Below are 23,767 nucleotides of genomic sequence, written 5' to 3' on the forward strand. Positions count from 1 at the left end.
CAACTTTGACTTTGGTCGGTCGGAAGCAAAATGCTAGCTCATCTTGCTTCCTTCCAATAATTTAATCTCTGTTGCACTTCATTTGAGAATCTAAGCAATAAAAAAGCGCCCCGAAAGGCGCTTATTATGACTTAACAATTAACACGGACACTTCTTCATATCACCGCCCGCAGATGGATACCGGGAATCCACACAATGACGATAAAATGTTTTCGGGTCCATGGCTTCCAGATCCGGATGATGCTTGCGCATATGTTCCACATAAGTCTGGTAATCAGGCACACCGACCATCAAACGGAAACTTTGCTGCAAACGTTGCCACAAGGTCGCAATCCGCGACCAGTTTTTCGGATTCAGGATTAAATCCTTTTGTGACATCACGGTCATTTTGATGATTTTATAAATCATCGTTTTCCCGCTTTTGGCAAACTTCAGATTCATAATATTCCCCTTAATGACCTTTCGCTGGCTGAATCTCTTCAGGATCGCGATAAATCGCTTCTGCTTCATGCACAGATGGCTCAGGATTTGCCAATGCACGACGAATCACGCGAATTGCAGCAAACAACATGACAAAGGCTACGATCATAAAGAAAGCACAGAGTGCAGCATTGATCTGGTTTGACATTGCTACCGTCTGCATTTCTGCCACAGTTTTCGCTGGCGCTAGGATTTCATTATTGGCAATGGCCGTATTGAAACGATCAGCTTGCGCAAGGAAACCAATCTTTGGATTTTCGTGGAAAATCTTCTGCCAGCCTGCTGTCATGGAAGTGATGAACAGGAACACTGTCGGGATAATCGTGACCCAGACATATTTCTGTTTTTTCATCTTGAACAGAATGACAGTACCGAGAATGAGCGCCATCGCAGCCAAAATCTGGTTACCAATACCAAACAGCGGCCATAAGCTGTTAATCCCACCGAGTGGATCGACCACGCCCTGATACACGAAGAAGCCCCAGCCTGCCACCGCAACCGCAGTACCCAACAGGTTTCCAAAGAAATTATGCGATTGTTTCACCGCAGGAATCACAATACCCACAGTATCCTGCACCATGAAACGACAGGCACGCGTACCGGCATCTACAGCAGTCAGGATGAATAATGCTTCAAACAGAATCGCAAAGTGATACCAGAACGCCATCATTTCACGGCTATTGAAAATTTCCGTAATGATATGTGCCATACCAATTGCAAAAGTTGGCGCACCACCAGTACGCGACAGAATCGAGTTCTCACCCACTTCCTGTGCCAGTAAAGTCAAGGCTTCAGGCGTTACCACAAAACCAAGGGTTCGCACTGCTTCTGCTGCGCTTTCTGCGGTAGTACCGAGCAAGGCTGCTGGTGAGTTAATCGCAAAATAAATTCCTGGATCCAGAATTGCAGCACAGATCAAAGCCATGATCGCTACAAAAGATTCCATCAACATACCGCCATAACCGATCATACGGATATCGCGTTCGTTGTTGACCAGTTTCGGTGTCGTCCCTGAAGAAACCAAGGCATGGAAACCGGAAATCGCACCACACGCAATAGTAATGAACAGGAATGGGAACATAGAACCTGCGAATACAGGACCAGTCCCATCAATGAATTTGGTAATCGCTGGCAGTTTCATTTCAGGCATGGCAAACAGGATACCCACGGCCAAACCTGCAATCACGCCAATTTTCAGGAAGGTCGACAGATAATCACGTGGAGCAAGCAATAGCCAGACTGGCAGTACCGATGCAATGAAACCATAAATGATCAGTGCCCAAGTGAGTTCAGTGCCAGAAAGCGTAAAGAACGGACCCCAATATGGATGTTGTGCGATGTTTTCACCGTAGATAATGCCCAGCATCATCAAGACAAAACCAATAATCGAGACTTCAGCAATTTTACCCGGGCGGATAAAACGCATGTAGATGCCCATAAAGATCGCAATCGGAATGGTGGCTGCAATACTGAATACACCCCATGGACTGTTAGTCAGTGCTTTAACAACGACTAGCGCCAATACTGCCAGAATGATGATCATCACGCCCAAGGCACCGAGCATCACGATAATACCGGCAAAGGTTCCGAGTTCCTGCTTGGCCATCTCACCGAGTGATCGACCGTCACGACGGGTGGAAATAAACAGTACCAGAAAATCCTGGACTGCACCGGCAAGCACCACACCGACTAACAGCCAGATCGTACCGGGTAAATAGCCCATTTGTGCTGCCAAGATCGGACCGACTAAAGGACCTGCACCGGCAATCGCTGCAAAGTGATGGCCAAACAGAACGCTTTTGTTGGTCGGCACATAGTCTAGACCATCGGCCAGACGATGCGCAGGCGTTAAACGGCGTTCATTCAGCTCAAATACTTTGGTGGCGATAAACAAACTGTAGAAACGGTAAGCAATGCTATAGACACAGGCGGCGGCAAGTACCAGCCAGACTGCATTGACATGCTCACCCCGACTCAGTGCTAGAACTCCAAAAGAGACTGCACCCACAATGGCTACCAAAAGCCAAATCATTTTCGAAGTCAGCGTCGACTTCTTTTGTAAAGTTTCCATTCAATCCCTCATATTGTGATGCATACAAATCAGCGTGATTGTTGTTGTTCGAGGTACTGCTGTTTTCCCTTGCGACTTTACGCCTGTTCTTTTGCTTTTCCTCTAAGACTTTGGCATAAAAAAAGGGATGATTTAAATCATCCCTCTCGATAATAGTCTATTTTCAAACCATTATGCACGTTCTAAATAGTCACCAGTACGGGTATCTACACGAACGCTTTCTTCTTGCTGTACGAATAATGGAACACGTACTACAGCACCTGTTTCAAGTTTCGCTGGCTTACCGCCACCGCCAGAAGTATCACCACGAACACCTGGATCAGTTTCAACGATTTTAAGTACGACGAAGTTCGGTGGAGTCACGTTTAAAGGCACGCCATTGAACAACATGATGGTACATTTTTCATTTGAATCGTCTTTTAACCATTTTGCAGCATCGCTCATCGCTGTTTTATCAGCTGCGATCTGTTCAAAGGTAACAGGATCCATGAAGTTCCACATTTCGCCATCGTTGTACAAGTATTCCATTTCTACTTCAACGATATCAGCCGCTTCTAGGTTCTCGCCTGATTTGAAAGTTTTTTCCAGAACTTTACCTGATTTAAGGTTACGTAATTTTACGCGGTTAAAAGCTTGGCCTTTACCTGGTTTTACGTATTCGTTTTCCATGATTGAACATGGGTTGCCATCAAGCATAACCTTAAGGCCTGACTTGAAATCATTCGTAGAATAATAGGCCATGACTGGCGCACTCCAAACTTACTAACTTTAATCTATTGATGCTATGGGCTGTTGCGATGTCATTTAGCAAGTCTGACACGAACATTGAGTTGCCACATGCACATTCATTTGATGTTGCGTATTCTAAATGAGCAATACACTTTGCCGCAATGAAAAAATCCGCTTTCACCCACTCAGGATGTTTAAGTTACAATCAGACATGAAAATCCTTTGTTTATTCATGTCTTGCTCAACGTTAAAATACCATCAGGCGAGCACGAAGATCAGCATAGCTTAATCACTCTTTATTTTATAGCGCAGTGGATTATTGCGCTTCCGCACAAACTGTTAAACTGCGCCCATCAGGCTTTTTCCTCTCACTTATTATTGTTAATCTTCCGGCATGACGAACTATTTATATCAAGAACAAAACTGGCAATCACAGCTCAGCGACCTGATCACTGATCCACGCGAACTGCTTGAAGTACTGCAACTCGCACCTGAACAGCTTCTCTCAGGCGCCATTTTAGCTTCTGAACAGTTTAAACTGCGCGTACCACGTGCTTTTGTGGGCAAAATGCAGGCCGGAAACCCTTTAGACCCCCTGCTTTTACAAGTGCTGCCCCATCATCTGGAACTGGAAGAGCATCCGGGATTTGTCACTGATCCCTTGGGCGAAGAACAGGCCAATCAGCAACCTGGCGTACTGCACAAATATAAATCCCGTTTCTTGCTGACACTGACTGGTGCCTGTGCTGTCCATTGCCGTTATTGTTTCCGCCGGCATTTTCCCTATCAGGAAAATCTGCCTAAAAATGAAGACTGGATAAATATCAAGCAATATCTGGAAAGCCAACCCGATATTAATGAAGTGATTTTGAGTGGCGGTGATCCACTGACCTTATCGAACCGAAAATTAAAAACCTGGATTGAACGACTGGAATCAGTACCACATCTCAAATTCTTAAGAATACATTCACGAGTTCCTATTGTGATCCCCAACCGAGTCGACGAAGAGTTACTTAGCATGTTAAAAAACAGTAGGCTACGTATTATTCTGGTGGTACACTCAAACCATGCATCGGAGCTGGATGACTTCACTTGCAAGCGTTTAAACCAACTGGTTCAACAGCAGATCACCGTTCTGAATCAGGCGGTTTTATTAAACGGGGTGAATGATTCTGCTCAGGTTTTAGTAGATTTAAGCTATCGCTTGTTTGATGCCGGGGTCATGCCTTATTATTTACATGTACTTGATAAAGTAAAAGGTGCGCATCATTTTGATTTAGCGCCTGACCATATTAATGAGATTTATACAGAAGTTTTAGCGAACCTGCCGGGGTATTTGGTTCCTAAACTGGTTCGAGAAATAGCGGGCGAGAAGAATAAGACACCGCTTTTTGGGGTTTCAACATTTTTGAGTTAAATAATAAAGATGAGCACGCATACTTCAGACATTTTTCAGACACCGACGGAACTTAAACGAGAGCAGTTGAGCTTTTGCCCAACCACTGCTAAGGCTTTGCAGGAATGGGTTGCGGGGATTTCGATTCTACAGCTGGGGAATTCATCCAAATCCCTGTTTAATGCCTTATTGGAAATTTCCGAGCTGAAATGTCCAGAAACCCTGCGCTTTGACCTGATTCAGGTCTTGCATCCCACCCTTGAAAATGTCCTGACCAGTCTGGAAAAGCATTTCGTCAATCAGGGCCTGATCACTTCCGACCGAAATGACCAGATCATTGAACTGGCCATGCTGCTGCGCAGTCATTTTGCCAAAATTTATATTGATATCGTCAAACGCTGTAATCATCAGCTGACCCATCAGAAGTTTTCGCTATTTTCTCTAGGCAAAAAGAAGAGCATTCAAACTGCCCGGATGGTATCGATTTATTATGCCCTGCAACAACTCACACTTCTGTTATATCAACAGCATATGTTGTATAGCACGCCAGGTCTGGGACAATGGCTGGCTGCCCATCAACTGCTTGAATGTGCAATAGACAACAATTTCTATCAAAGCAATATCAATCAGGTATTAGGCACCCAGCATGAGATCCAGAACATTGCACATGCCTATGCACAGCTGATTTTACTGGATATCTTCAATACTCATCAGATCCGGCCTGCAGAAATTCAGGGCCTGTATCTATGCAGTTTTGACTGGGCCAAACTGGTACAGATCCTGCCGAAGGAAACCACGCTGTCCCGTTATGTGGTCGATGCCAGCAAAGATCATCCGCCGATCTTTAACACCCATCAAGAGGCACAATTTCAGCCGAGCTTCTATATTTCCACCCAGAACCTGATGGATCATTTAACGGGCACTCAAAGCAAAAATGCCCAGTATCTGTCGCGGAATGAAAAACTGTTCCTGACCCCTGCACTGCATTTTCATATCTACAATCTGCTCTCGAACAATGTCGAGCGTCGTCATGAACGTTATGAATATTCAGCACAGATCAATATCTGCTTTGGCTTGAGCGTGGCGCATTTTTACCTGTCTAAAGGTAAAAACTTCAATGAAACCCTGGAACTCGATGCCAATTATAATTTCCAGAGCGAAAGCAGTTTTGTCAGCTCGATGGAAAATACGATTCCAAGTGCCTTTAGCAGTATCAAGGCGCTCGATCGCGAAACGAAACAGATTCATAGCGCTGAAGTTCTGGATATTAGTGTCAATGGTTACCGGATTAAATGGACTGGTATTACACCTGCCAATTTAAAAACTGGTGAATTTATTCTGGTTCAGGAAAAAACCCAGAGCCAGTGGCGTGGCGGTGTGATTCGCTGGATCAAGCAGTCCACTGACAAGAGCCTAGAAATCGGACTAGAAATTCTGGCACAAGAACTCTTTCCTTGTGCGGCCTATGCCCGTACCGAACGTCATCATGTCAACTATCAACCCGCACTCCTGGTGAAAATGACGCAACTGGATCAGGTCTCGACCAGCCTGATTGTCTCTGGTTCACAGATGTTTAGGGAAAAACAAACCATTCATTTACGTCTCGGTCAGGAAGAACTCAAAATCTATCTGACCAAAGCACAACTGATTACGCAGAGTTTCATCCGTTTTGATTATGAATTATTGAATGATCAGGAAGAAGAGATGATCGAAAACTTTATCGATCAGCACATGAATGAAAGCAGAAATCATGATTTATGGGAAGCATTGAAGTGAGAAATCCATTATTGTCTAAAAAGTTAAAACGTACTGAAACACGTTTACTGATTATTGATGATAATCAAATTAGATATAACCAAATCCGTGATCTGCTGACCAGTAATGATTATCAGGTGGATGCTGTTCTGCTAGATGATCTGCAATCTTTTGAAAAACAATTAAATTTCAACTGGGATCTGATTATTTTTGGACGTGCCTACGACCTGAAATATGAACAGGCCTTAAGTTTGGTGCGCCTTTCGCAGCAGCCTAATCTGCCGATGATTTTGCTTAAACCGGATGATTACCAGGCTGAACAATATGCGCAATATATCCGTAAAGGGATCTATGACATTCTCAATTTTGACTACCTGGAACGCTTTTATGTGGGACTGGTTCGAGCATTGTCATTTAGCCGTTTGTCACAGTCTCAGCAACATTTAATGACTGAGCTAGAAACAGCTCAAATTCAGGCACAATCTTTAGTAGATGACAGCAACCGTGCTGTTGCCACCATTCAGGAAGGAATTCATATTCAGGCCAATGCGGACTACCTGAAACTGTTTGGCTTGCAAAATGAAGATGAGATTATTGGCCTACCTTTGCTAGATCTGCTCCAGCCTTCAGATTTGAATGATTTTAAAACGCGTTTCAAAAAAATTTCTCAGGGTCAATTTGATTTAGGTCGGGTCGAGATCCAGTCTCTGAATCCGCATGTGTCCGCATCTAACCCATTAAAACTGGAATTCTTGCCTTCAACGGCTGAAGAAGATGCTGTACAAATTAGCATTGATACTCAATCTAAAACGGTTTCCTCCGAGAAAATTCCTGGAAAACCAAGCGTTTTTCAGTCACTTAAACGTGAACTTAGTAAGCAGTCTGCACCGGTGAATGCCTTAGTCACTTTCTCTTTTAGCGCTTATGATCCGGAAGTTCTACAGTCTGACTGGACCACTTTTAATGGGTACTTTGATGCAGTCCAAGAATTCCTCAAGGAACAGACCCATATTCCCCTGTTTAAACTGGAATATGATGTCGTTGTCGGTCTGTTCCAGGCAGACTCTAAAGCAATTCTTGAATCCAAACTGATCAGTTTAAATGCCTTAAGCAAACCGCAACTCATTACAGTGGGACCAAAGTCATTCCCTCTAAATTTGCGCTTGGGCTATGTCATGCTTGAACAGGGTTTGCAAGATGAAATGCAATGCAATACGCTGATTGGACAAGCATTCTCGACATCTTTACCTCAAGCAGAAGCTGTACCTGAATTTAAACTCGATATTCCTGCATCACTGAGCAGTCCGGCCATGGTAGAAATGCCAAGTATAGATTTCAGTGTTGCTGAAACACCAGTTGCCAGCTCAACAGTGGCAACGATCAGTCCAGCAGTCACGTCTATTCCTAGCGCTACACCTTCTATTTTGAAAGCCTTAAGTGAATGTCTGGAACGTGGCGAGATCCATTTAAAGTATCAGCAACTCTATGATAAAGAAGATACGCGTTTATATACCTATGAAGTGACCAGTGGCTTTATTTTTGAGAATAAATGGCAGGATATTTCTAGCCTTTTAGAACTTCACGAAGATGATGAACTGTCCATTAAACTGGATCGCTGGATTCTGGTTGAAGCCAGTAAACAGCTACACAACTTTATTACCCAGTATCCTGATGCAAGCTTAATTGTTAATTTGAACCGTGCCGTGCTATTTAAAGACCGCACCTTCCCGGAATTTATTTCCAAGCTGATTACGATTATTCGCAGTAAAGTGAAGCATCCGCTAATCTTGCAATTCTCAGAAGAAGATATTTTACTGAATCAGCAAGATGCACAAAAATATCTACGCGTATTGCATGAACATGGCGCGCTGATTGCACTTCGTGATTTTGGTCAATCAATGTACAGTCCAAATTTACTGCGCGAACTGGAACTGGATGGTGTCAGCTTACATTCGAGCTTAACTAATATGCTCAATAAAGATACCGAGATTGAGCAGTTACAGGAAAAAATCACCAGCTATAATGAAATCAAGCCACTCAATATCCTGATCCGTGAATTAAATGATATGACACTGTTCGCGAATGCCTGGAACGTGGATGCCCGCTTTATTCAAGGGAATTATTTCCAGAAAAAACTTGATCATTTGATTGATGTACAGGATCACTAAGATCTTGTACAAGCCTACAATTTAGGAAATCCAATGATAATTTTCTAAATTGTAGGCACAAAAAAACGGGCTTAAAGCCCGTTTTTTCATTTTGGGTATTAACGTTTAACAGAACGTGACATACCAGCAAAACGTTGTTTGAACTTGTCGATACGACCGCCAGTGTCAACGTTCTTTTGCTTACCAGTGTAGAATGGGTGGCAAGCTGAACATACGTCTAGATAAAGAGTTTCTTTACCAAGAGCTGAACGAGTTTCGATTACGTTACCACATGAACAAGTAGCAACTAAAGTTTCATATTTTGGGTGAATATCGGCGCGCATCGTCGATTACTCCATTAGATTCAAGAAGGTTTAGCTGTCATCGCTATTGATCACTCTCAAATGAGGAAGCAGGAACATCGTTCATGCAGATCAACACCACAACAGACCATTCTTTTGGCCCACCGAGACGGATACCGTCAGAGCTAAGCACAACAAGTGGGCATTATTATACGTGAAACGAATTCAATATGCGAATTATTCTTCAGCTTCCGATCCAGCCTCTTTGGCCCACAGATTGGCAATAATCCCGCAGACCATTAACTGAATCTGATGAAAAATCATGATCGGCAGGACAATCATGCCCAGCGGCTGGCCAATAAATAAAATTTGCGCCATCGGCACTCCACTGGCCAAGGTTTTCTTGGAACCACAAAAGAATGCCGTTTTTTGGTCAGCGCGGCTAAAGCCCAGCCAGCGTGGAATATAAAGTGATAATAACATCACAATGGTGAGTAACACCGAACAAGCCAGCAATAACAACAATAAGGTACTCAGGCTCACTTCATTCCACAACCCGGCCACTACGGCGCTACTAAAAGCTCCATACACCACCAATAAAATAGAACCTTGATCGAAGACCTTGACGATTTTTGGCATTTTCATCATTTTCGGATAGATCCATGGACGCAGAATCTGCCCTAAAATAAATGGCACCAAGAGCAGCAGTGTAATCTGGATAATCGAGGAAGTCGGATCAAAACCATGATCAGATTGACCGAGAATAAAAAATGCTACCAATAGCGGAGTAATAAACATCCCGATCAAATTGGAAAAAGAGGCACTACATACCGCCCCGGCGACATTGCCATGAGCCACTGAAGTAAAGGCGATCGAGGATTGCACAGTGGATGGCAGGAAACACATAAACAGGAAACCCCAATACAGCTCCTGTCCGAGCATTGGCAATAAAATCGGCTTGGCCAAAAGTCCGAGAATTGGAAACAGGGCAAAAGTTAGCGCAAAAACCAAAGTATGCAATTTCCAGTGCATAATGCCTTGCACCACGGCTTCACGAGACAGTTTGGCGCCGTGCAGGAAAAACAGGATGGCAATCGCTCCTGTCGTTACCCAGCCAAAGACTTCAGCCGCCTGCCCCGAAACTGGCAGCACACTGGCCAGCAAAACCATCACAAACAACAGTATCGTAAACCGATCCAATGCCAAGAACTTAAGCATATCCCTATAATCCCTCAGATTTTATTGTTTGATATAAAAATGCCCGGCTATCTTAACAGATGCCGGGCCCATGCTATGCACTCAGATTGATGTAATATTTTCATCTATACATGAATGCATTTCATATATCTCGCTACGTCACACTTAGTTATTACGTGCATTGTTGTCTTGCTGGATCAGCTCGATCTTGTAGCCATCTGGATCTTCAACAAATGCAATTACAGTCACGCCACCTTTCATTGGGCCAGCTTCACGCACCACATTACCGCCACGCGCTTTAATCTCTTCACACGCCTTGTAAGCATCATCAACTGCAATCGCGATATGACCATAAGCATTGCCCAGTTCATAGCTGTCTGTATCCCAGTTATGGGTCAATTCCAGTACGGTGTGATTCTCTTCATCGCCATAACCGACAAAAGCCAGGGTAAAACGGCCTTCTTCGTAATCACGCTTACGAAGCAAAGTCATGCCAAGTACTTCAGTATAGAACTTGAGAGATTGTTCTAAATTGCCTACACGTAACATGGTATGCAGCATGCGCATATTAATCATCCTTCTGTACAGATTGTTGTTGGTGTTCACCGAGCAGTTTTGCGACCCAAACCACCAGAATCAGGATCGGAATCCCGATTAGAGTAGTCATCAGGAAGAAATTCGGATAACCGATATTGGTGACTATAGTACCCGAATATCCGCCTAAAATCTTAGGGGTCAAAGTCATGAGTGAGCTAAAAATCGCATATTGAACAGCGGTAAAAGACACACTGGTCAAGCTCGACAAGAATGCAATAAACGCAGCACCAGCCAGCCCAGCAGCCAGATTGTCGACAATAATAGCAAAATAAAGCCACTTGTCGCTATAAGGTTTAATTACCTTACCACTGACTTCGACTGTATCTGAACTGCTGCTATCCACCACTGTTAAGGGCTGAATATCGACATCCAGATTCTGGGTACTGGCCAAGTGATCATTGACCTGATAAACATGTATGGTTTGCTGTAGTGCTTGACCATCTTGCATCAGGACGGCACTGATAATATGTGCAGGTGACTGAATCAGTTGTTGTGCAGGAATCGCGGCAGTAAATACGCCTTCGCTTTCCAGTTTTGCATCAATATTCTGATCGTTGATTTGCAACACAATCTTTTGATTCTCTTGCAGTGCTTTACCGACATACTGGCCGCGCACTACAATGGTCTTGTCCTGTTCAGCTACAGTGAGGGTATTGTCACTGGTGATCGGCAGGATCTGTAACTGGGTGCTGTCCTGTTGTGCGGTCAAATATGGCATATTAACCTGCACTGGCGCTTGATTGGTATTATCTGCATTAAGATAAGCGGCTGACACTTGTAGCTGTTTGCTCTGCGCCAGCACTGCACTCGGTACATCTAGCTTCCAGTAACCCACTTCATCGGTCTCTGCCTGATAAACCTGATTACCGGCTTTAACTTCCACAGCTGCCAGTTTTTCACCAGACTTGACCAGGCCGATAAAAATCAGGTTGGTAGAACAGGCCAGTACGGCACCGACAAACATCAGTTTCATGATGTTCATCTTCTGGGCCAAGAGCCCGCCAAGGAAACCACCGACTAAAGAGAAAATCACCCCATAGACTTTAACGGCCTCGGCAATCTGTTCTTTACTGAAATTCAGGTCCTGATAGAACACATTGGAAATGACGCCGGCAATAATATCGGAAACCCGATAAAAACCGATCAGCAATAACAACACCAATGCCAGTTTCAAGCCATAACGTTTAAAGAAATCTGCAACCGGATTGACCCAGGTTTCATAGGCCATTTGCTTGTTAACCGCACCCATTTTTACCAAGCTTGCACCAATCGCAAAGGCCACTGCACCCGAGCCAACAAAGCGCAAAGCTTCAAAACAGAACAAGGCAAAGGTATCTTGAATGGCGAATTGTTCGGTGATGCTGGCCACCAGATTGCCCGAATAGATATAGCTCAAGACAAAACTGATCACCGCCACAAAAAATACGGCGACTAAACGGAAATAATCACTGCGCACATAGTGTTTTCGCACACGGTCAACCTGCGGCTCCCGAATGGACAGTGTGGTGATAATACCGACCAGCATGACAGCAGCCATCGCCAGATAGGTCCATTTCCAGGCATCATAGATATAGTTGCCTTTGGCTGTTCCCAAATAGGCCGCAAGAAACAATGCACCAGCACCAGCAACAATCATCCCGATCCGGTAACCGGCATTATAGGTAGAGGCTAATACGGTCTGCATCTGGGTTTCCGCCAGCTCAATCCGGTAGGCATCAATCACAATATCCTGCGTTGCTGCGGAGAAACCAAGCAGGACTGCACCGAGCGCCATTTGCTGTAAATGTGTTGCACCCAAAGCCGGATCAGAAAAGGCCATAATGGAAATGGCACAGACAATCAGAATCTGCGCAATCAGCAACCAGGCACGACGACGTCCCAGAGCCTTGGTCAGAAATGGGACAGGAAGTTCATCAATGAGCGGTGCCCAGACGAATTTAAATGAATAGCCCAATGCGGCCCAGCTAAAGAAAGTTACTGCACTTTTGCTGATTCCGGCCTCACCTAACCATAAAGACAGACTCGAAAAAATCAGAAGAATCGGCACACCAGCCGAAAACCCCAAGAACAGCATGATCAATGCACGTCGATCTAAAAATGCTGTAAATGCGGATTTCCAACCCGTCGTTTGTGTTGTCATTGCTTTATTATTTTCCGCAGAAAAACCAATTGCTGCTATTCAATCCTGTAATAGCGTATCTTTCAACAAGATTTATATATTTATCACATTTCCGGTTTTTTATTTTCTGGCAAAAGCGACATGTTGGCTTGAATTTTTCAAGTAAATCTGTATACCTTAACTCCTATCAACGTAATATTTCGTTTTGGATTTTCAACAGTGACCCAGAGACTCGATCAAATTAATTCTTCTATTGCCAGCAACACCAGCACAACTCCACAAAAAATCCGCTCAGATTTACTTATCTCTGCATTTGAACAAAGCGAAATTAAAAATACTCTGGACCATACCCGGTTAACATCCACCCAGCTGACGCACATTCCAAACCTAGAAAAAATTCCTGCGTCAACCAAACGGATCAAGCCCCTGAATAACTTTTTGGGCCAAGATCGCGCACGCGCCTCAGTTGAGGCCGGGATTGCCCTGCCTTATTCCGGTTATAACATTTTTGCCGTCGGTACCGCAGGACTCGGAAAACGCACCATGGTGAAGCGTTTGCTGCAGCAGCACGCCAAAACTATGGAAACCCCGAATGACTGGGTGTACGTCAATAACTTTCAGAACCAGCGTCAGCCGATTGCGCTGGAACTGCCCTCAGGTCAGGGCCCAAAATTCCAAGCCATGTTGAATCAAAGCTGGCAAACCATTCTAAAACAGCTTGAGCGCCGTTTTACTGCAGAGACCTATCACAACCGCATTGAAATGATTCGCCAAGAAACCGGTGATGAACAGCAGCAGGCGCTCATCGAACTCACCAAGGAAGGTGCAGAACTGGATCTGAAGCTGATCTCTCGACATGATGAGCATTGTTTTGTCCCCGTGCATCTGATTGATGACAAATTGCAGGAAATGTCTCAGGAAGATCTGAATGCCTTAAGCAATAAAGATCGTGCTGAACTGGCGTCCAACATGCGCTATATGGACAAGAAACTGGAACGTCTGGGTTTGCACCTGGGTGATCTGGAAGATGATGCACGTGATCGCGTACAGATCCTGAACCGCGATATCGCCAAGCAGGTGGTCTTACCGCGAGTCGAACAGATTCTGGCAAAATTCAAACATGTGGAAGGTCTGGAACATTACCTGAAATATTATGCCGAAGACATTATCAACAATGTCGAAATTGTGCTGGAACAGGAAGAAGACGATTTCACTCCGGCACTGTTCAGTCGCGTTCCAGCACGTTATCAGGCCAATGTGATTATTACCCATAAGCCGAACAGTGGCGCACCGGTAATCTTTGAAGATTTTCCAACGCATTACAATTTATTGGGGCATGTGGAACAACTGACCCAAAATGGTACGATTACCACGGACTTTACTTTGATTCGTCCAGGTACCTTGCACAAGGCTAACGGTGGCTTCCTGATGCTGGAAGCGGAACAATTGCTGGAACAGCCGTATGCATGGCAAGGCTTGAAGCGCGCGCTTAAATCGGGGCATTTAAAACTTTCCTCGCTCGAGCATATGATCACGCTGACCGGCAGCATTTCAATCGAACCTGCTTCAATTCCTCTGAATATCAAGGTGATCTTGCTGGCTGAGCCTGAGATCTATTATGAAATTTTAGAGCTTGAACCAGAGCTGGGCAGCATCTTTAAAATCCGTGCTGATTTTACCGATACATTACAACGTAATGACGATAACGAGCAGGCTTATATGCAGCTGATTGCCGACTATGTGCAATCCGATAAATTACTGCCTTTTGACCGTTCCGCTTTGGCGGCATTGCTCACAGATTCCAGTCGTCAGGCCGAAGATCAAAGTTCATTGTCATTACATGCCCTGACGCTGGGCGATCTGATTCGTGAAGCACATCATCATGCCTTCCAGGCCGGTGACAAGATGGTTTCAGAAAAACATATCAATACCGCACTGGATCACCGTAAATATCGTCTTGGCTATTTACGTGAACTGTACTGGCAGGATCTGACCCGTGGTACCCAACTGATCGAAACCCGTGGTCATCGTCTGGGCCAAATCAATGCCCTGTCCGTCATTCACTATGCTGATGTTGAGTTTGGTCTGCCTTCACGTCTGACTGCTTCGGTTTACCAAGGTGGCGGTGATATTCTGGATATCGAACGCAGTGTCGAACTCGGTGGCTCCTTACATGCCAAGGGCGTGTTGCTGATGTCGTCTTTCCTGAAAGCACATTTTGGCCGTGAACAGACCTTGCACTTCTCTGCTGCGCTAGCGTTCGAACAAAGTTATGGTCAGGTCGATGGTGACAGCGCCACAGTCGCGGAACTTTCTGCCTTGCTATCTGCCATCAGTCAGTTACCGATTGATCAGTCCTGGGCCATTACCGGTTCCATGAACCAGCTGGGTCAAGTACAGCCGGTAGGCGGTGTGAATGCCAAAATTGAAGGTTTCTTTGATGCTTGCAAGTTACAAGGCTTGACCGGAAAACAAGGTGTAATTATCCCACGGCAAAATATGCAACATCTAATGCTGCGTAAAGATGTCACCATTGCTGTGGAAGAAGGCCAGTTCCATATTCACGCGATTGATACTATTGATCAGGCACTGGAAATCCTGATGGCGCGTCCTGTCGGTACCTTGGATAAAAAAGGTCGCTATAGCAAAAATTCAATCTATGCCGCAGTGATGGCACAGCTGGATTATTGGCAAGCGATTGAAGATGGTGCCGAACTGGTCGAAGTACCGAAGAAAAAGAAAAAAAAGAAGAAGAAAGACAAGAAGCAAATCGTCGAGCCACAAACTGAAGTTGAAGCTGATGTTTCGACAGTTGAACAGCCGGATGCAGCGACAGAGGATTAACTCTGACCTTGACCTAAGCAAAAATAGAGACAAAAAAAGCGCTTCTCAATGAAGCGCTTTTTCACATCTGGACTTAATTTAATACAAAATTAAGCATCAACTGCCGGGCTGTACTGTTCAACTAAAGGCTTTAATTCACCTTTTTGGAACATGTCGAGCATGATATCACTACCGCCGATCAACTCACCATTGATCCAAAGCTGTGGAAATGTCGGCCAGTTGGCGATTTGTGGTAACATCGCGCGAATGTCCTGGTTTTCCAGAATGTTTACATAAGCAAACGGACGACCAATTTGACTGAGTGCTTCTACTGCACGTGCAGAAAAACCACATTGTGGAAATTGCGGTGTGCCTTTCATGTAAAGAAGTACTGCGTGTTTTGCAATTTGGTCACGAATTAACGCTTCGGTATCGCGTGCTTGTTCAGTCATTGATAAATCCTCAACTCATCTGTCTCGCATTATACCCAAATCCAGGCAAAACAGTATGTCTAAAGCAATAATTCCAATTTTATTTACAATTACCCTTTAAATCTGAGCGGGTTTTTGCTTATATAAGTTTTTCTTTCCACCTAACAGTTAAGAGTTAGTCATGAATAATATTACCCTCGCACCGGTACAAACTGATCAACCGTCTCATTTGATGCCTGTTTTTGGCCGTCAACCGATCAGCTTTGTCCGAGGACGAGGTGCATATCTTTATACCGAAGATGGTACAGAGTATTTAGATGCATTAACCGGCATTGCCGTATGTGGTTTGGGACACGCGCATCCAGTCATTGCCGAAGCGATTGCTGAACAGGCAGCGACCCTGATTCATACCAGCAACCTGTTTGAAGTGCCTTGGCAAACTGCTGCCGCACAAAAACTGGCTGAAGTTGCAGGCATGGAAGAAGTATTCTTCTCAAACAGTGGTGCAGAATCCAATGAAGGTGCAATCAAAATTGCACGTAAATTTGGTCATATGCAAGGCATTGCTTCACCAAAAATTATTGTCGCTGACCAGTCTTTCCATGGTCGTACCATGGCCACCCTGTCTGCTACAGGCAATAAAAAAGTGCAAGAAGGTTTTGGCCCGCTGGTTGAAGGTTTTATTCGTGTACCTTTTGGTGATATCGAAGCAATTGAAGAAGCTGCAATCAATCATCCGGATATCGTAGCGATTTTGATTGAGCCTATTCAGGGTGAAGGCGGTGTGAATACCGCACCTCAAGGTTTCAGCTATTTAGAAGAAATCCGTCATATCTGTAACCAGCACAACTGGCTGATGATGCTGGACGAAGTACAAACTGGTAATGGCCGTACCGGTAAATATTTTGCTTACCAGCACACCAATATTATTCCGGATGTACTGACCACAGCCAAAGGCTTAGGAAACGGTTTCCCGATTGGTGCAGTGATGACTCAAGGTCGTGGTGTCGGCGTATTAACTGCTGGAAATCACGGTTCTACCTATAGCGGTACAGCACTGGGTTCGCGTGTGGTCTATACTATTCTCGATATTATGCAAAAAGAAAATATCGTCGCGAATGCTGCTGAAAAAGGTGCTTATATCGTTGACCAGCTACGCAACAAACTGGCAGATCAAAATGTCATCGTACGTGGTTTTGGTCTGATGATCGGGATTGAATTACCAAAAGAATGCGGTGATCTGGTTGCGATTGCACGCGATGAATACAAGATGATTATCAATGTCACTGCAGGCAATGTCGTTCGTCTGTTACCTACCCTGAATATTACTCAGGAGCAGGCAGACCAGTTGATCGAACGTCTGGTAAAAATGATCAAAGCTTATTTGGCATAAAGTCCTAGCCTAAAAATTAAAAAAGCCGCTCTAAAGCGGCTTTTTTATTATTCTGCATTCTATGATGCGTTTTGTAACATACGTCCGCCAGAGATCTGGCTAAAATATTGTTTCAAGGTATCAAGACAACGAAGAATTTTTGTAGGTTGTTGTTCACGTTTCGGAATAACCGCATACAGTGTAATCGGTGGCAGTCTCCATTCAGGCAGAACTTCAACTAAAGTACCGTTAAGCAAATCCTTTTTAGCATCAAGATATAAAACCTTGGCAATCCCATTGCCCTGCAAGCACATCGATTTCGCAACCAAACCGTTATTGGTACTGAAACGGGATTTCAGTTCAAATTCGGCTTTTTCTGCAGTATTTACATGTTGAAAATGGTAATACTGATGGTTTTTAAGCTGTGTCAAAGGTAAGACCTCATGATTTTTAAGGTCATCAGGTCTCGAAATAATAGTGCTTTGATTAATATAACTCGGTGTCGCCACCAGAATTTGCTCAATCTGTATCAATGGCACAACCTGAAGATTATGCTCATCATTTTTCTGTTCAAATCTTAGGGCGATATCAACCCGCCCATCCAACAAATCAACCTCATGATTGTTTGTTTCTAAATGTACTGCCAAGCCACGATGTGCAGCCATCCAATGAGAAAGTGCAGGAATCACATGATTCGCGCATAATTCTGGCAAAGAAACGATACGCAGCTCACCCACAAGATCATCACGTAATTCATTGATCCGGACTTTACCGCGTTCAGCAGCAGATAACATTTCTTGACAGCTATGGAAAAAAGCTTGTCCCGCTTCGGTCAGACTTAATTTTCTCGTCGAACGATTTAGAAGTACGACTTCCATATCGTGTTCTAACGAGCGAATTTGTTGACTGACGGCGCTGGTCGTAATCCCTAATTCACGGGCAGCACCGCTAAACGAGTTCTTCTCCACAACGCAAGCAAAGACACCCATTGCTCGAAGTTGATCTAACATAAATTTCCCTCTAAACTTATGAGGTGCTTCATCATTTGATAAAAGCAACTTATTGTATTATACGGCGAAATTTACACTTTGCATTATTTATTTAATTGTTTGGTAAAACTGCAGTAGGATTAATAGGTTTGCCGTCTAAGCGCACCTGAAACTCAAGCATGGTACGGTTTGTACCAGTCGATCCCATTTCTGCAATTTTTTGACCAGCCGTTACATTTTGGCCACTTTTCACATTCAATTTACTGTTATGTGCATAAGCGGTGATATAGCCATTGATATGCTTTACCAACACCAGATTGCCATATTCTTTCAGGCCATCAGCGGCATACACTACCTGCCCGTCTGCTGCTGCAAATACCGGATCACCGACATTGCCACTATAGCGGGTTCCCTTGATATTAGAAGCTAAATTGTATTGCTGAAGAATCGCGCCATTCGATGGTTTTACCCAACGTAGACCTGCTGCAGTAGATACTGGTGTTACAGGTGCAGATGTACTGACGCGTGGTGTGGTTTGTACTGTCGTTGCTGGTGTCACCGGTGCCGGTGTAGGCACTGCAATTATTTGACGCTGGATTGGCGCTGCCTGAGTCACTGCTTGGGTGCTGGTGCTACGGCGCGTAGTATGGGTTTTCAGGCGGATCGATTGTCCGACATAAATCCGGTACGGCGCACTGATATCATTCATCTCTGCGACACTGATATAGTTCAGTCCATAACGTGCTGCAATCCCACTCAATGTATCTCCTGAACGCACCGTATAGAAATCAGGAGCTGTTGCATAACGCGTTGCATTATTCACCTGGGGTTTGGTGGCACAACCGGTAATTACTCCTGTAGAAATAACAACGGTCGATAAAACGAGGGTTTTAATCAGGGTTGCAGGCGAAGCTACGACACATTTCGGTAACACCAAGAACATTATCTTCCTCTCTAATGCTATACGGTTGCAAAATTCCGTTAAGATTAGCAAAGTTTTACGGCAATATACTTGCAATCGCGAGTTTTTCACAAAGTTATAACACTAAGGACGCATTTTCTGCCAATTGTGTTTGTAAATTCCGCAGACTCTCATAATTGGTGGCATCCATCTGAATCGGGGTAATACTGACATAGCCATTGGCGACCGCAGAGAAGTCTGAATCAATCTCGCTAAATCCCGGCTTAGGTTCTGCGACTGCTTCTCCCGAGAGTCCAATCCAAAATACCTGACGACCACGCGGATCTACATGACTCGTCACCGGTTTAGACTGACGGCGGCGACTTTGATATGTCACTTTTTCACCCTGCAATTCAGTTACATCTGGAATATTGATATTAAAAATATGTCGCTCAGGCAGAACAGGCAAACCACGAGCAATAAAATCATGCACCCATTCGGCGGCCAACTGATAATCCTGAGGCTGCTGATAGCCACGTACATTCGGCCCACTCAGTGATACGGCAATCGCAGGATGTTTAGTTAAACGACCTTCAAAGGCCGCCCCGACTGTACCGGAATACAAGATATCATCTCCCAGATTTGCGCCGCTATTTATCCCGCTAACCACCAGGTCAAATTCAAAATCAAATAGCCCGTTCATAGCCAAGTAAACGCAATCTGCCGGCGTCCCATTAACCGCCCAGACATCAGGAGAAATCTGGATTGGGCGTAAAGGGCGGTCCAAAGTTAAGGCACTAGAAAAGCCACTGCGTTCACTTTCCGGTGCCACAATCACCACTCGCCCCAAAGGCTTTAGCGCTTGCGCCAAAGCCTGAATACCGGGTGCAAACACCCCATCATCATTTGAAACTAAAATATTCACTAAAAAATCTCGTTACGCTAAAAAATGACTGACTAGGACATTTCATTGTATTAGTGCAGGAATTATATATATTTATTGCTCGACATCCATCTTTATAATATGTGGCTCAAGATGATTAAAAAATTCTCTTTATTTAGCGCTCTCACTTTAAGCTTGGCAGCATTTATTTCCCCTTCAGTCATGGCAAACGATCTGACTGTTGAAGAAAACAATACCATTGTAAAAGAAGATATTGCATCAGCACAGGTTATGGCTGAAGTTTGCCCGGCAATCATTGGTCAAAATCCAAAATTTAACAGCACCGTTGAACAATTGATCCAGTCTTATCTTGCAGACTACTCAGATAAAGGCATGAGCTATCAAAAGCTACAGGCAGACAGTGAATATAAATCTTTACTTGAAGAAGCACGTCAGGGTGCAAAGCAAACCAGCTCAGACGAGCAGAAAACTGTCTGTGAAGAAATGCTGAACTACCAAGGCTAAGCCAGCTAAATTTTCAAATAAGACGGTGTAAACATCGTCTTATTTTCTCTTACAGATTTATTCATAATTCTACAGCTTCGCTACATTTTCCCACTTTTCAATTTCAAAAATAAGTTTAAGCTAGGCAAATTATTGTTCTAAATCCATTTTTTGAGTTTTCAATGAAAAATCCAATATTCCAAGCTTTAACATTCTGCGCAATTTCTGCCGCCACTCTTTTGGGAACTTCTGCATTTGCAGCCGATGAAAACATTAATGTTACCCCAACTCAGCAAGTGACCAAACAGGAACTGGCAGCCATTTATGTTCTTTCAGAAATCTGTCCAAGCATGGTCAAAGACAAGTCACAGTTTAATCAGGGTTATACCAAGCTGGTGACTGAGTATATGCCGGGCCAGCGTAATCCGGTTGAAAGCTTAAACCAGATGGCTAAACAGAACGATTTCCGCAATATTCTGGCCGAAGCACAATCGGATGCCAAGAAAGCCGGCAAGAAAAAAAATCAGGTGATTTGTAATGAATTAACCACCTATAACAATTAAGCTGCTTTTCTGCCGATAACTTACAATACTTTTGAAATAAGACCGGGTTTCCCATAGAAGTCAGCCTAGCTTTGTCCTAAAATGCTAGGCTCTTCGTGCTTACATCAAGATATAGGAACCCACTAGAAATGACCCAAAAAACTGCCCTTGCTGCATTATTATTAGTTCCTAGTTTTAGCTTTGCAGCAACTGTCCTATCTGCACCACCAGAATTGAATAATAAATCCTACGTGCTAATGGACTACGAGACAGGGCAACTTCTCGCTTCAAAAAATGAAAATGAAAAATTAGCCCCTGCTTCAATGACCAAGATGATGACCAGCTACATCATCGAACAAAAACTATTGAGCGGTGAACTCACTGAAGATGAACAAGTGCGCATGAACGAGTCAGCATGGTGTCGCGGCAGTAGCGCGGAATCATGTATGTATGTACCTTTAAATGGTACGGCAACTGCACTTGAAATGCTTCGCGGGATTATTATTCAATCAGGGAATGATGCATCGAAAGCCATGGCTGAACATATTGCAGGGAACGAGGGTACCTTTGCACATATGATGAACCAGGAAGCTAAACGTATTGGCATGACCAATACCAGCTTTATCAATTCAACCGGTATGCCGGCTGAAGGTCATTATTCAACTGCCAAAGATATGGCAACGCTGGCACAACACATCATTAAAGACAGTTCTAAGTATTATCCGATTTATGCGGAAAAAGAATTTACCTTTAATGGCATCAAGCAAGGTAACCGTAATGCCCTGCTATATACTGATCCGAGTGTAGATGGTTTAAAAACTGGCCACACCGATGAAGCCGGTTATTGTTTGACTACCTCTTCAAAACGTGGACCTACACGTCTGATTTCAGTGATTTTTGGTGCACCTACCATGCAGGAACGTGCGACACAAACACGTGAATTGTTGGCTTGGGGTTATGCAAACTTCGAAACCAAAAATGTTCAACCGGCTAAACAGGTACTTGCTAAAGCCAAAGTCTGGTTTGGTAAGGAAGATGAAGTTCAGATCGGTCTTGCTGAAAACTTTAATGTGACTATGCCGAAAGGTCAGGCCAACGCGATTAAAACCCAGCTGGTGGTTCAGCCTAAACTGACTGCACCTTTACAGCCTGGTCAGGTCGTAGGTAAATACGTAGCGACTCTGGATGGTAAAGTAATTTCAGAAAAACCATTGGTGGCTTTAAACGCGGTTGAAGAAGCTGGTTTCTTCGCACGTATGCTCGACCACATTAAACAATTCTTCTCAAACTTGTTCTAAGTTTAAATAGACTGTTTTAGTCTAGCACTAAGACCAAAGCACTCATTCAGATGGGTGCTTTTTATTTTATACTATGCACATGATCCTTAAACTTTTAATGAGCAGATCACCATGAGCCAAAACATTCGTTCTTATTTAGACACAACTCCACAAATTGATGAATCGTGTTATATCGATCCGATGGGAATCGTGGTCGGCGATGTGGTCTTGGCTGAAAATGTCTCTGTCTGGCCTTTTGCCGTGATTCGTGGTGATGTTAATTCGATCCGGATTGGTAAAAACTCGAATGTTCAGGATCATGCCATGTTGCATGTCAGTCATAAAAAAGCCGATAAACCGAATGGTTCGCCTTTGATCATTGGTGAAGATGTCACGATTGGCCATCATGTGACATTGCATGGTTGTACGATTGGTAATCGCGTATTAATCGGGATTAACAGCATTATTCTGGATGATGTCATCATTCCGGATGATGTGATGATTGGTGCAGGTACACTAGTTCCACCGGGCAAAGTTTTGGAAAGTGGTTGGCTCTATGTGGGCAGCCCTGCCAAAAAAGCGCGTCCGCTCACTGAAAAAGAAATGGCATTCTTGCCATATTCTGCACAAAATTATGTGAAAGTCTCTCGAAATTATCTTGGGTAAATCAAAATAAACAGATCTCTTTATTTTAATCCTTTGGTTTAATTCTTGCTTTAAAACAAGCATAACTCGAAGGATTAAAATGTTTATTGCGGTTTACCGTTTCAAAATTAAACCAGCGACAAAGGAAGCTTTCATTCAGGCATGGAAAACGCATATGGAGGGCATTTATCTGGTTTTAGGTTCTCTCGGCTCTCGCCTGCATAAAGAAGAAAAGACTGGTGATTATATAGTTATGCTCAATGACCAAACAAAACACATTGAGAAAATGCCGACTTTAACCACCTCAATTCAGAAGAATATTTAAAGTATAAAAAAGCAGGTGAAGTGATGTGTAAGACTATTATTTCAAGCGATACTATTTTGGAATTAGATGTCGAAGCAGATTATTTACAATCAAGAACGTTTCTTTTTGAATAATTTTTAAAGAGAGGCATATTTTAATTCTACTTATCATACATGAACATGATAAAAAATATTTCTAAAGTGTTTACTAGACCTCTTGCGAAAGTAAAAACTGCCTCAATATAGATTTCATGAAATATCAGAAATTAAATCGTTTTTCAGATTCTGAATTCCAGCGCTTGGT

The 23,767-nt window shown here is 43.7% G+C and carries 21 protein-coding genes; 10 read left to right on the forward strand and 11 right to left on the reverse strand.

What is annotated here, in order from left to right:
- Nucleotides 1–138: 138 nt before the first annotated feature.
- The 3 genes from ACIG3F_RS14120 to efp all read right to left on the reverse strand — a co-directional run bounded on the left by ACIG3F_RS14120 (nt 139) and on the right by efp (nt 3,292).
- Nucleotides 139–444, reverse strand: a complete 306-nt coding sequence (locus tag ACIG3F_RS14120; protein ID WP_171054308.1) for a YbdD/YjiX family protein — start codon at nt 442–444, stop codon at nt 139–141.
- Nucleotides 445–451: 7 nt separating this feature from the next.
- Nucleotides 452–2,551, reverse strand: coding sequence for a carbon starvation CstA family protein (locus ACIG3F_RS14125; RefSeq protein ID WP_005246788.1), 2,100 nt, complete (start codon nt 2,549–2,551; stop codon nt 452–454).
- A gap of 171 nt (nt 2,552–2,722) precedes the next feature.
- Nucleotides 2,723–3,292: an elongation factor P gene (gene efp, locus ACIG3F_RS14130; protein ID WP_004279747.1), complete on the reverse strand. Its 570-nt coding sequence runs from the start codon at nt 3,290–3,292 to the stop codon at nt 2,723–2,725.
- 382 nt (nt 3,293–3,674) lie between these two features.
- Between efp and epmB the strand changes: the two genes are divergently transcribed.
- Genes epmB through ACIG3F_RS14145 form a run of 3 tightly spaced genes read left to right on the forward strand, consistent with a single transcriptional unit; the run spans nt 3,675 to nt 8,599 of the window.
- Nucleotides 3,675–4,697, forward strand: coding sequence for an EF-P beta-lysylation protein EpmB (gene epmB / locus ACIG3F_RS14135; protein ID WP_396470352.1), 1,023 nt, complete (start codon nt 3,675–3,677; stop codon nt 4,695–4,697).
- Between the two features lie 9 nt (nt 4,698–4,706).
- Nucleotides 4,707–6,452, forward strand: coding sequence for a GTPase (locus ACIG3F_RS14140; RefSeq protein WP_396470354.1), 1,746 nt, complete (start codon nt 4,707–4,709; stop codon nt 6,450–6,452).
- Nucleotides 6,434–8,599 (forward strand): EAL domain-containing protein, encoded by a 2,166-nt coding sequence (locus ACIG3F_RS14145; protein ID WP_396470355.1) that lies wholly within the window; start codon nt 6,434–6,436, stop codon nt 8,597–8,599. The genes ACIG3F_RS14140 and ACIG3F_RS14145 overlap by 19 nt, the downstream gene beginning before the upstream one ends.
- Before the next feature lie 98 nt (nt 8,600–8,697).
- On the opposite strand, the gene rpmE is transcribed toward ACIG3F_RS14145, so the two are convergent.
- The 4 genes from rpmE to ACIG3F_RS14165 all read right to left on the reverse strand — a co-directional run bounded on the left by rpmE (nt 8,698) and on the right by ACIG3F_RS14165 (nt 12,814).
- Nucleotides 8,698–8,922: a 50S ribosomal protein L31 gene (gene rpmE / locus ACIG3F_RS14150; protein WP_004279743.1), complete on the reverse strand. Its 225-nt coding sequence runs from the start codon at nt 8,920–8,922 to the stop codon at nt 8,698–8,700.
- A 195-nt stretch (nt 8,923–9,117) separates the two neighbouring features.
- Nucleotides 9,118–10,098, reverse strand: a complete 981-nt coding sequence (locus tag ACIG3F_RS14155; RefSeq protein WP_396470357.1) for a bile acid:sodium symporter family protein — start codon at nt 10,096–10,098, stop codon at nt 9,118–9,120.
- A 144-nt stretch (nt 10,099–10,242) separates the two neighbouring features.
- Nucleotides 10,243–10,644: a lactoylglutathione lyase gene (gene gloA, locus ACIG3F_RS14160; protein ID WP_004279741.1), complete on the reverse strand. Its 402-nt coding sequence runs from the start codon at nt 10,642–10,644 to the stop codon at nt 10,243–10,245.
- A gap of 1 nt (nt 10,645) precedes the next feature.
- Nucleotides 10,646–12,814, reverse strand: a complete 2,169-nt coding sequence (locus ACIG3F_RS14165) for an AmpG family muropeptide MFS transporter (RefSeq protein WP_396470358.1) — start codon at nt 12,812–12,814, stop codon at nt 10,646–10,648.
- 198 nt (nt 12,815–13,012) lie between these two features.
- Here ACIG3F_RS14165 and ACIG3F_RS14170 point away from each other — a divergent pair, with 198 nt between their 5' ends.
- The gene (locus ACIG3F_RS14170) at nt 13,013–15,637 is read left to right on the forward strand and encodes a Lon protease family protein (protein WP_396470359.1); all 2,625 of its coding nucleotides are present in this window, start codon (nt 13,013–13,015) and stop codon (nt 15,635–15,637) included.
- A gap of 89 nt (nt 15,638–15,726) precedes the next feature.
- Here ACIG3F_RS14170 and grxD read toward each other — a convergent pair whose 3' ends face one another.
- Nucleotides 15,727–16,068, reverse strand: coding sequence for a Grx4 family monothiol glutaredoxin (gene grxD / locus ACIG3F_RS14175; protein ID WP_005104579.1), 342 nt, complete (start codon nt 16,066–16,068; stop codon nt 15,727–15,729).
- A 160-nt stretch (nt 16,069–16,228) separates the two neighbouring features.
- Here grxD and ACIG3F_RS14180 point away from each other — a divergent pair, with 160 nt between their 5' ends.
- Nucleotides 16,229–17,440 (forward strand): aspartate aminotransferase family protein, encoded by a 1,212-nt coding sequence (locus ACIG3F_RS14180; RefSeq protein WP_005107358.1) that lies wholly within the window; start codon nt 16,229–16,231, stop codon nt 17,438–17,440.
- 59 nt (nt 17,441–17,499) lie between these two features.
- Here ACIG3F_RS14180 and ACIG3F_RS14185 read toward each other — a convergent pair whose 3' ends face one another.
- The 3 genes from ACIG3F_RS14185 to surE all read right to left on the reverse strand — a co-directional run bounded on the left by ACIG3F_RS14185 (nt 17,500) and on the right by surE (nt 20,234).
- Nucleotides 17,500–18,429 carry a LysR family transcriptional regulator gene (locus ACIG3F_RS14185; protein ID WP_005246797.1) on the reverse strand — a complete coding sequence of 310 codons (930 nt, stop codon included), beginning with the start codon at nt 18,427–18,429 and terminating at the stop codon, nt 17,500–17,502.
- Between the two features lie 91 nt (nt 18,430–18,520).
- Nucleotides 18,521–19,351: a peptidoglycan DD-metalloendopeptidase family protein gene (locus ACIG3F_RS14190; protein ID WP_253100371.1), complete on the reverse strand. Its 831-nt coding sequence runs from the start codon at nt 19,349–19,351 to the stop codon at nt 18,521–18,523.
- A gap of 94 nt (nt 19,352–19,445) precedes the next feature.
- Nucleotides 19,446–20,234, reverse strand: a complete 789-nt coding sequence (gene surE / locus ACIG3F_RS14195) for a 5'/3'-nucleotidase SurE (RefSeq protein WP_396470360.1) — start codon at nt 20,232–20,234, stop codon at nt 19,446–19,448.
- A gap of 111 nt (nt 20,235–20,345) precedes the next feature.
- Between surE and ACIG3F_RS14200 the strand changes: the two genes are divergently transcribed.
- The 5 genes from ACIG3F_RS14200 to ACIG3F_RS14220 all read left to right on the forward strand — a co-directional run bounded on the left by ACIG3F_RS14200 (nt 20,346) and on the right by ACIG3F_RS14220 (nt 23,485).
- Nucleotides 20,346–20,717 carry an MCR_0457 family protein gene (locus ACIG3F_RS14200; protein WP_004279733.1) on the forward strand — a complete coding sequence of 124 codons (372 nt, stop codon included), beginning with the start codon at nt 20,346–20,348 and terminating at the stop codon, nt 20,715–20,717.
- Nucleotides 20,718–20,878: 161 nt separating this feature from the next.
- The gene (locus tag ACIG3F_RS14205; protein WP_005104587.1) at nt 20,879–21,259 is read left to right on the forward strand and encodes an MCR_0457 family protein; all 381 of its coding nucleotides are present in this window, start codon (nt 20,879–20,881) and stop codon (nt 21,257–21,259) included.
- A gap of 128 nt (nt 21,260–21,387) precedes the next feature.
- Nucleotides 21,388–22,536 carry a D-alanyl-D-alanine carboxypeptidase PBP5/6 gene (gene dacC / locus ACIG3F_RS14210; protein ID WP_004646537.1) on the forward strand — a complete coding sequence of 383 codons (1,149 nt, stop codon included), beginning with the start codon at nt 21,388–21,390 and terminating at the stop codon, nt 22,534–22,536.
- Nucleotides 22,537–22,647: 111 nt separating this feature from the next.
- Entirely contained in the window at nt 22,648–23,181 is a 534-nt protein-coding gene (locus ACIG3F_RS14215) for a gamma carbonic anhydrase family protein (protein WP_253148504.1), read from the forward strand.
- A 79-nt stretch (nt 23,182–23,260) separates the two neighbouring features.
- Complete coding sequence (locus ACIG3F_RS14220; protein WP_396470361.1) at nt 23,261–23,485, forward strand: hypothetical protein; 225 nt, start codon at nt 23,261–23,263, stop codon at nt 23,483–23,485.
- The last annotated feature ends 282 nt before the right edge of the window (nt 23,486–23,767 follow it).

This window comes from Acinetobacter sp. NPDC052428 (genome assembly GCF_044547685.1).
Lineage (GTDB): Bacteria > Pseudomonadota > Gammaproteobacteria > Pseudomonadales > Moraxellaceae > Acinetobacter > Acinetobacter lwoffii_G.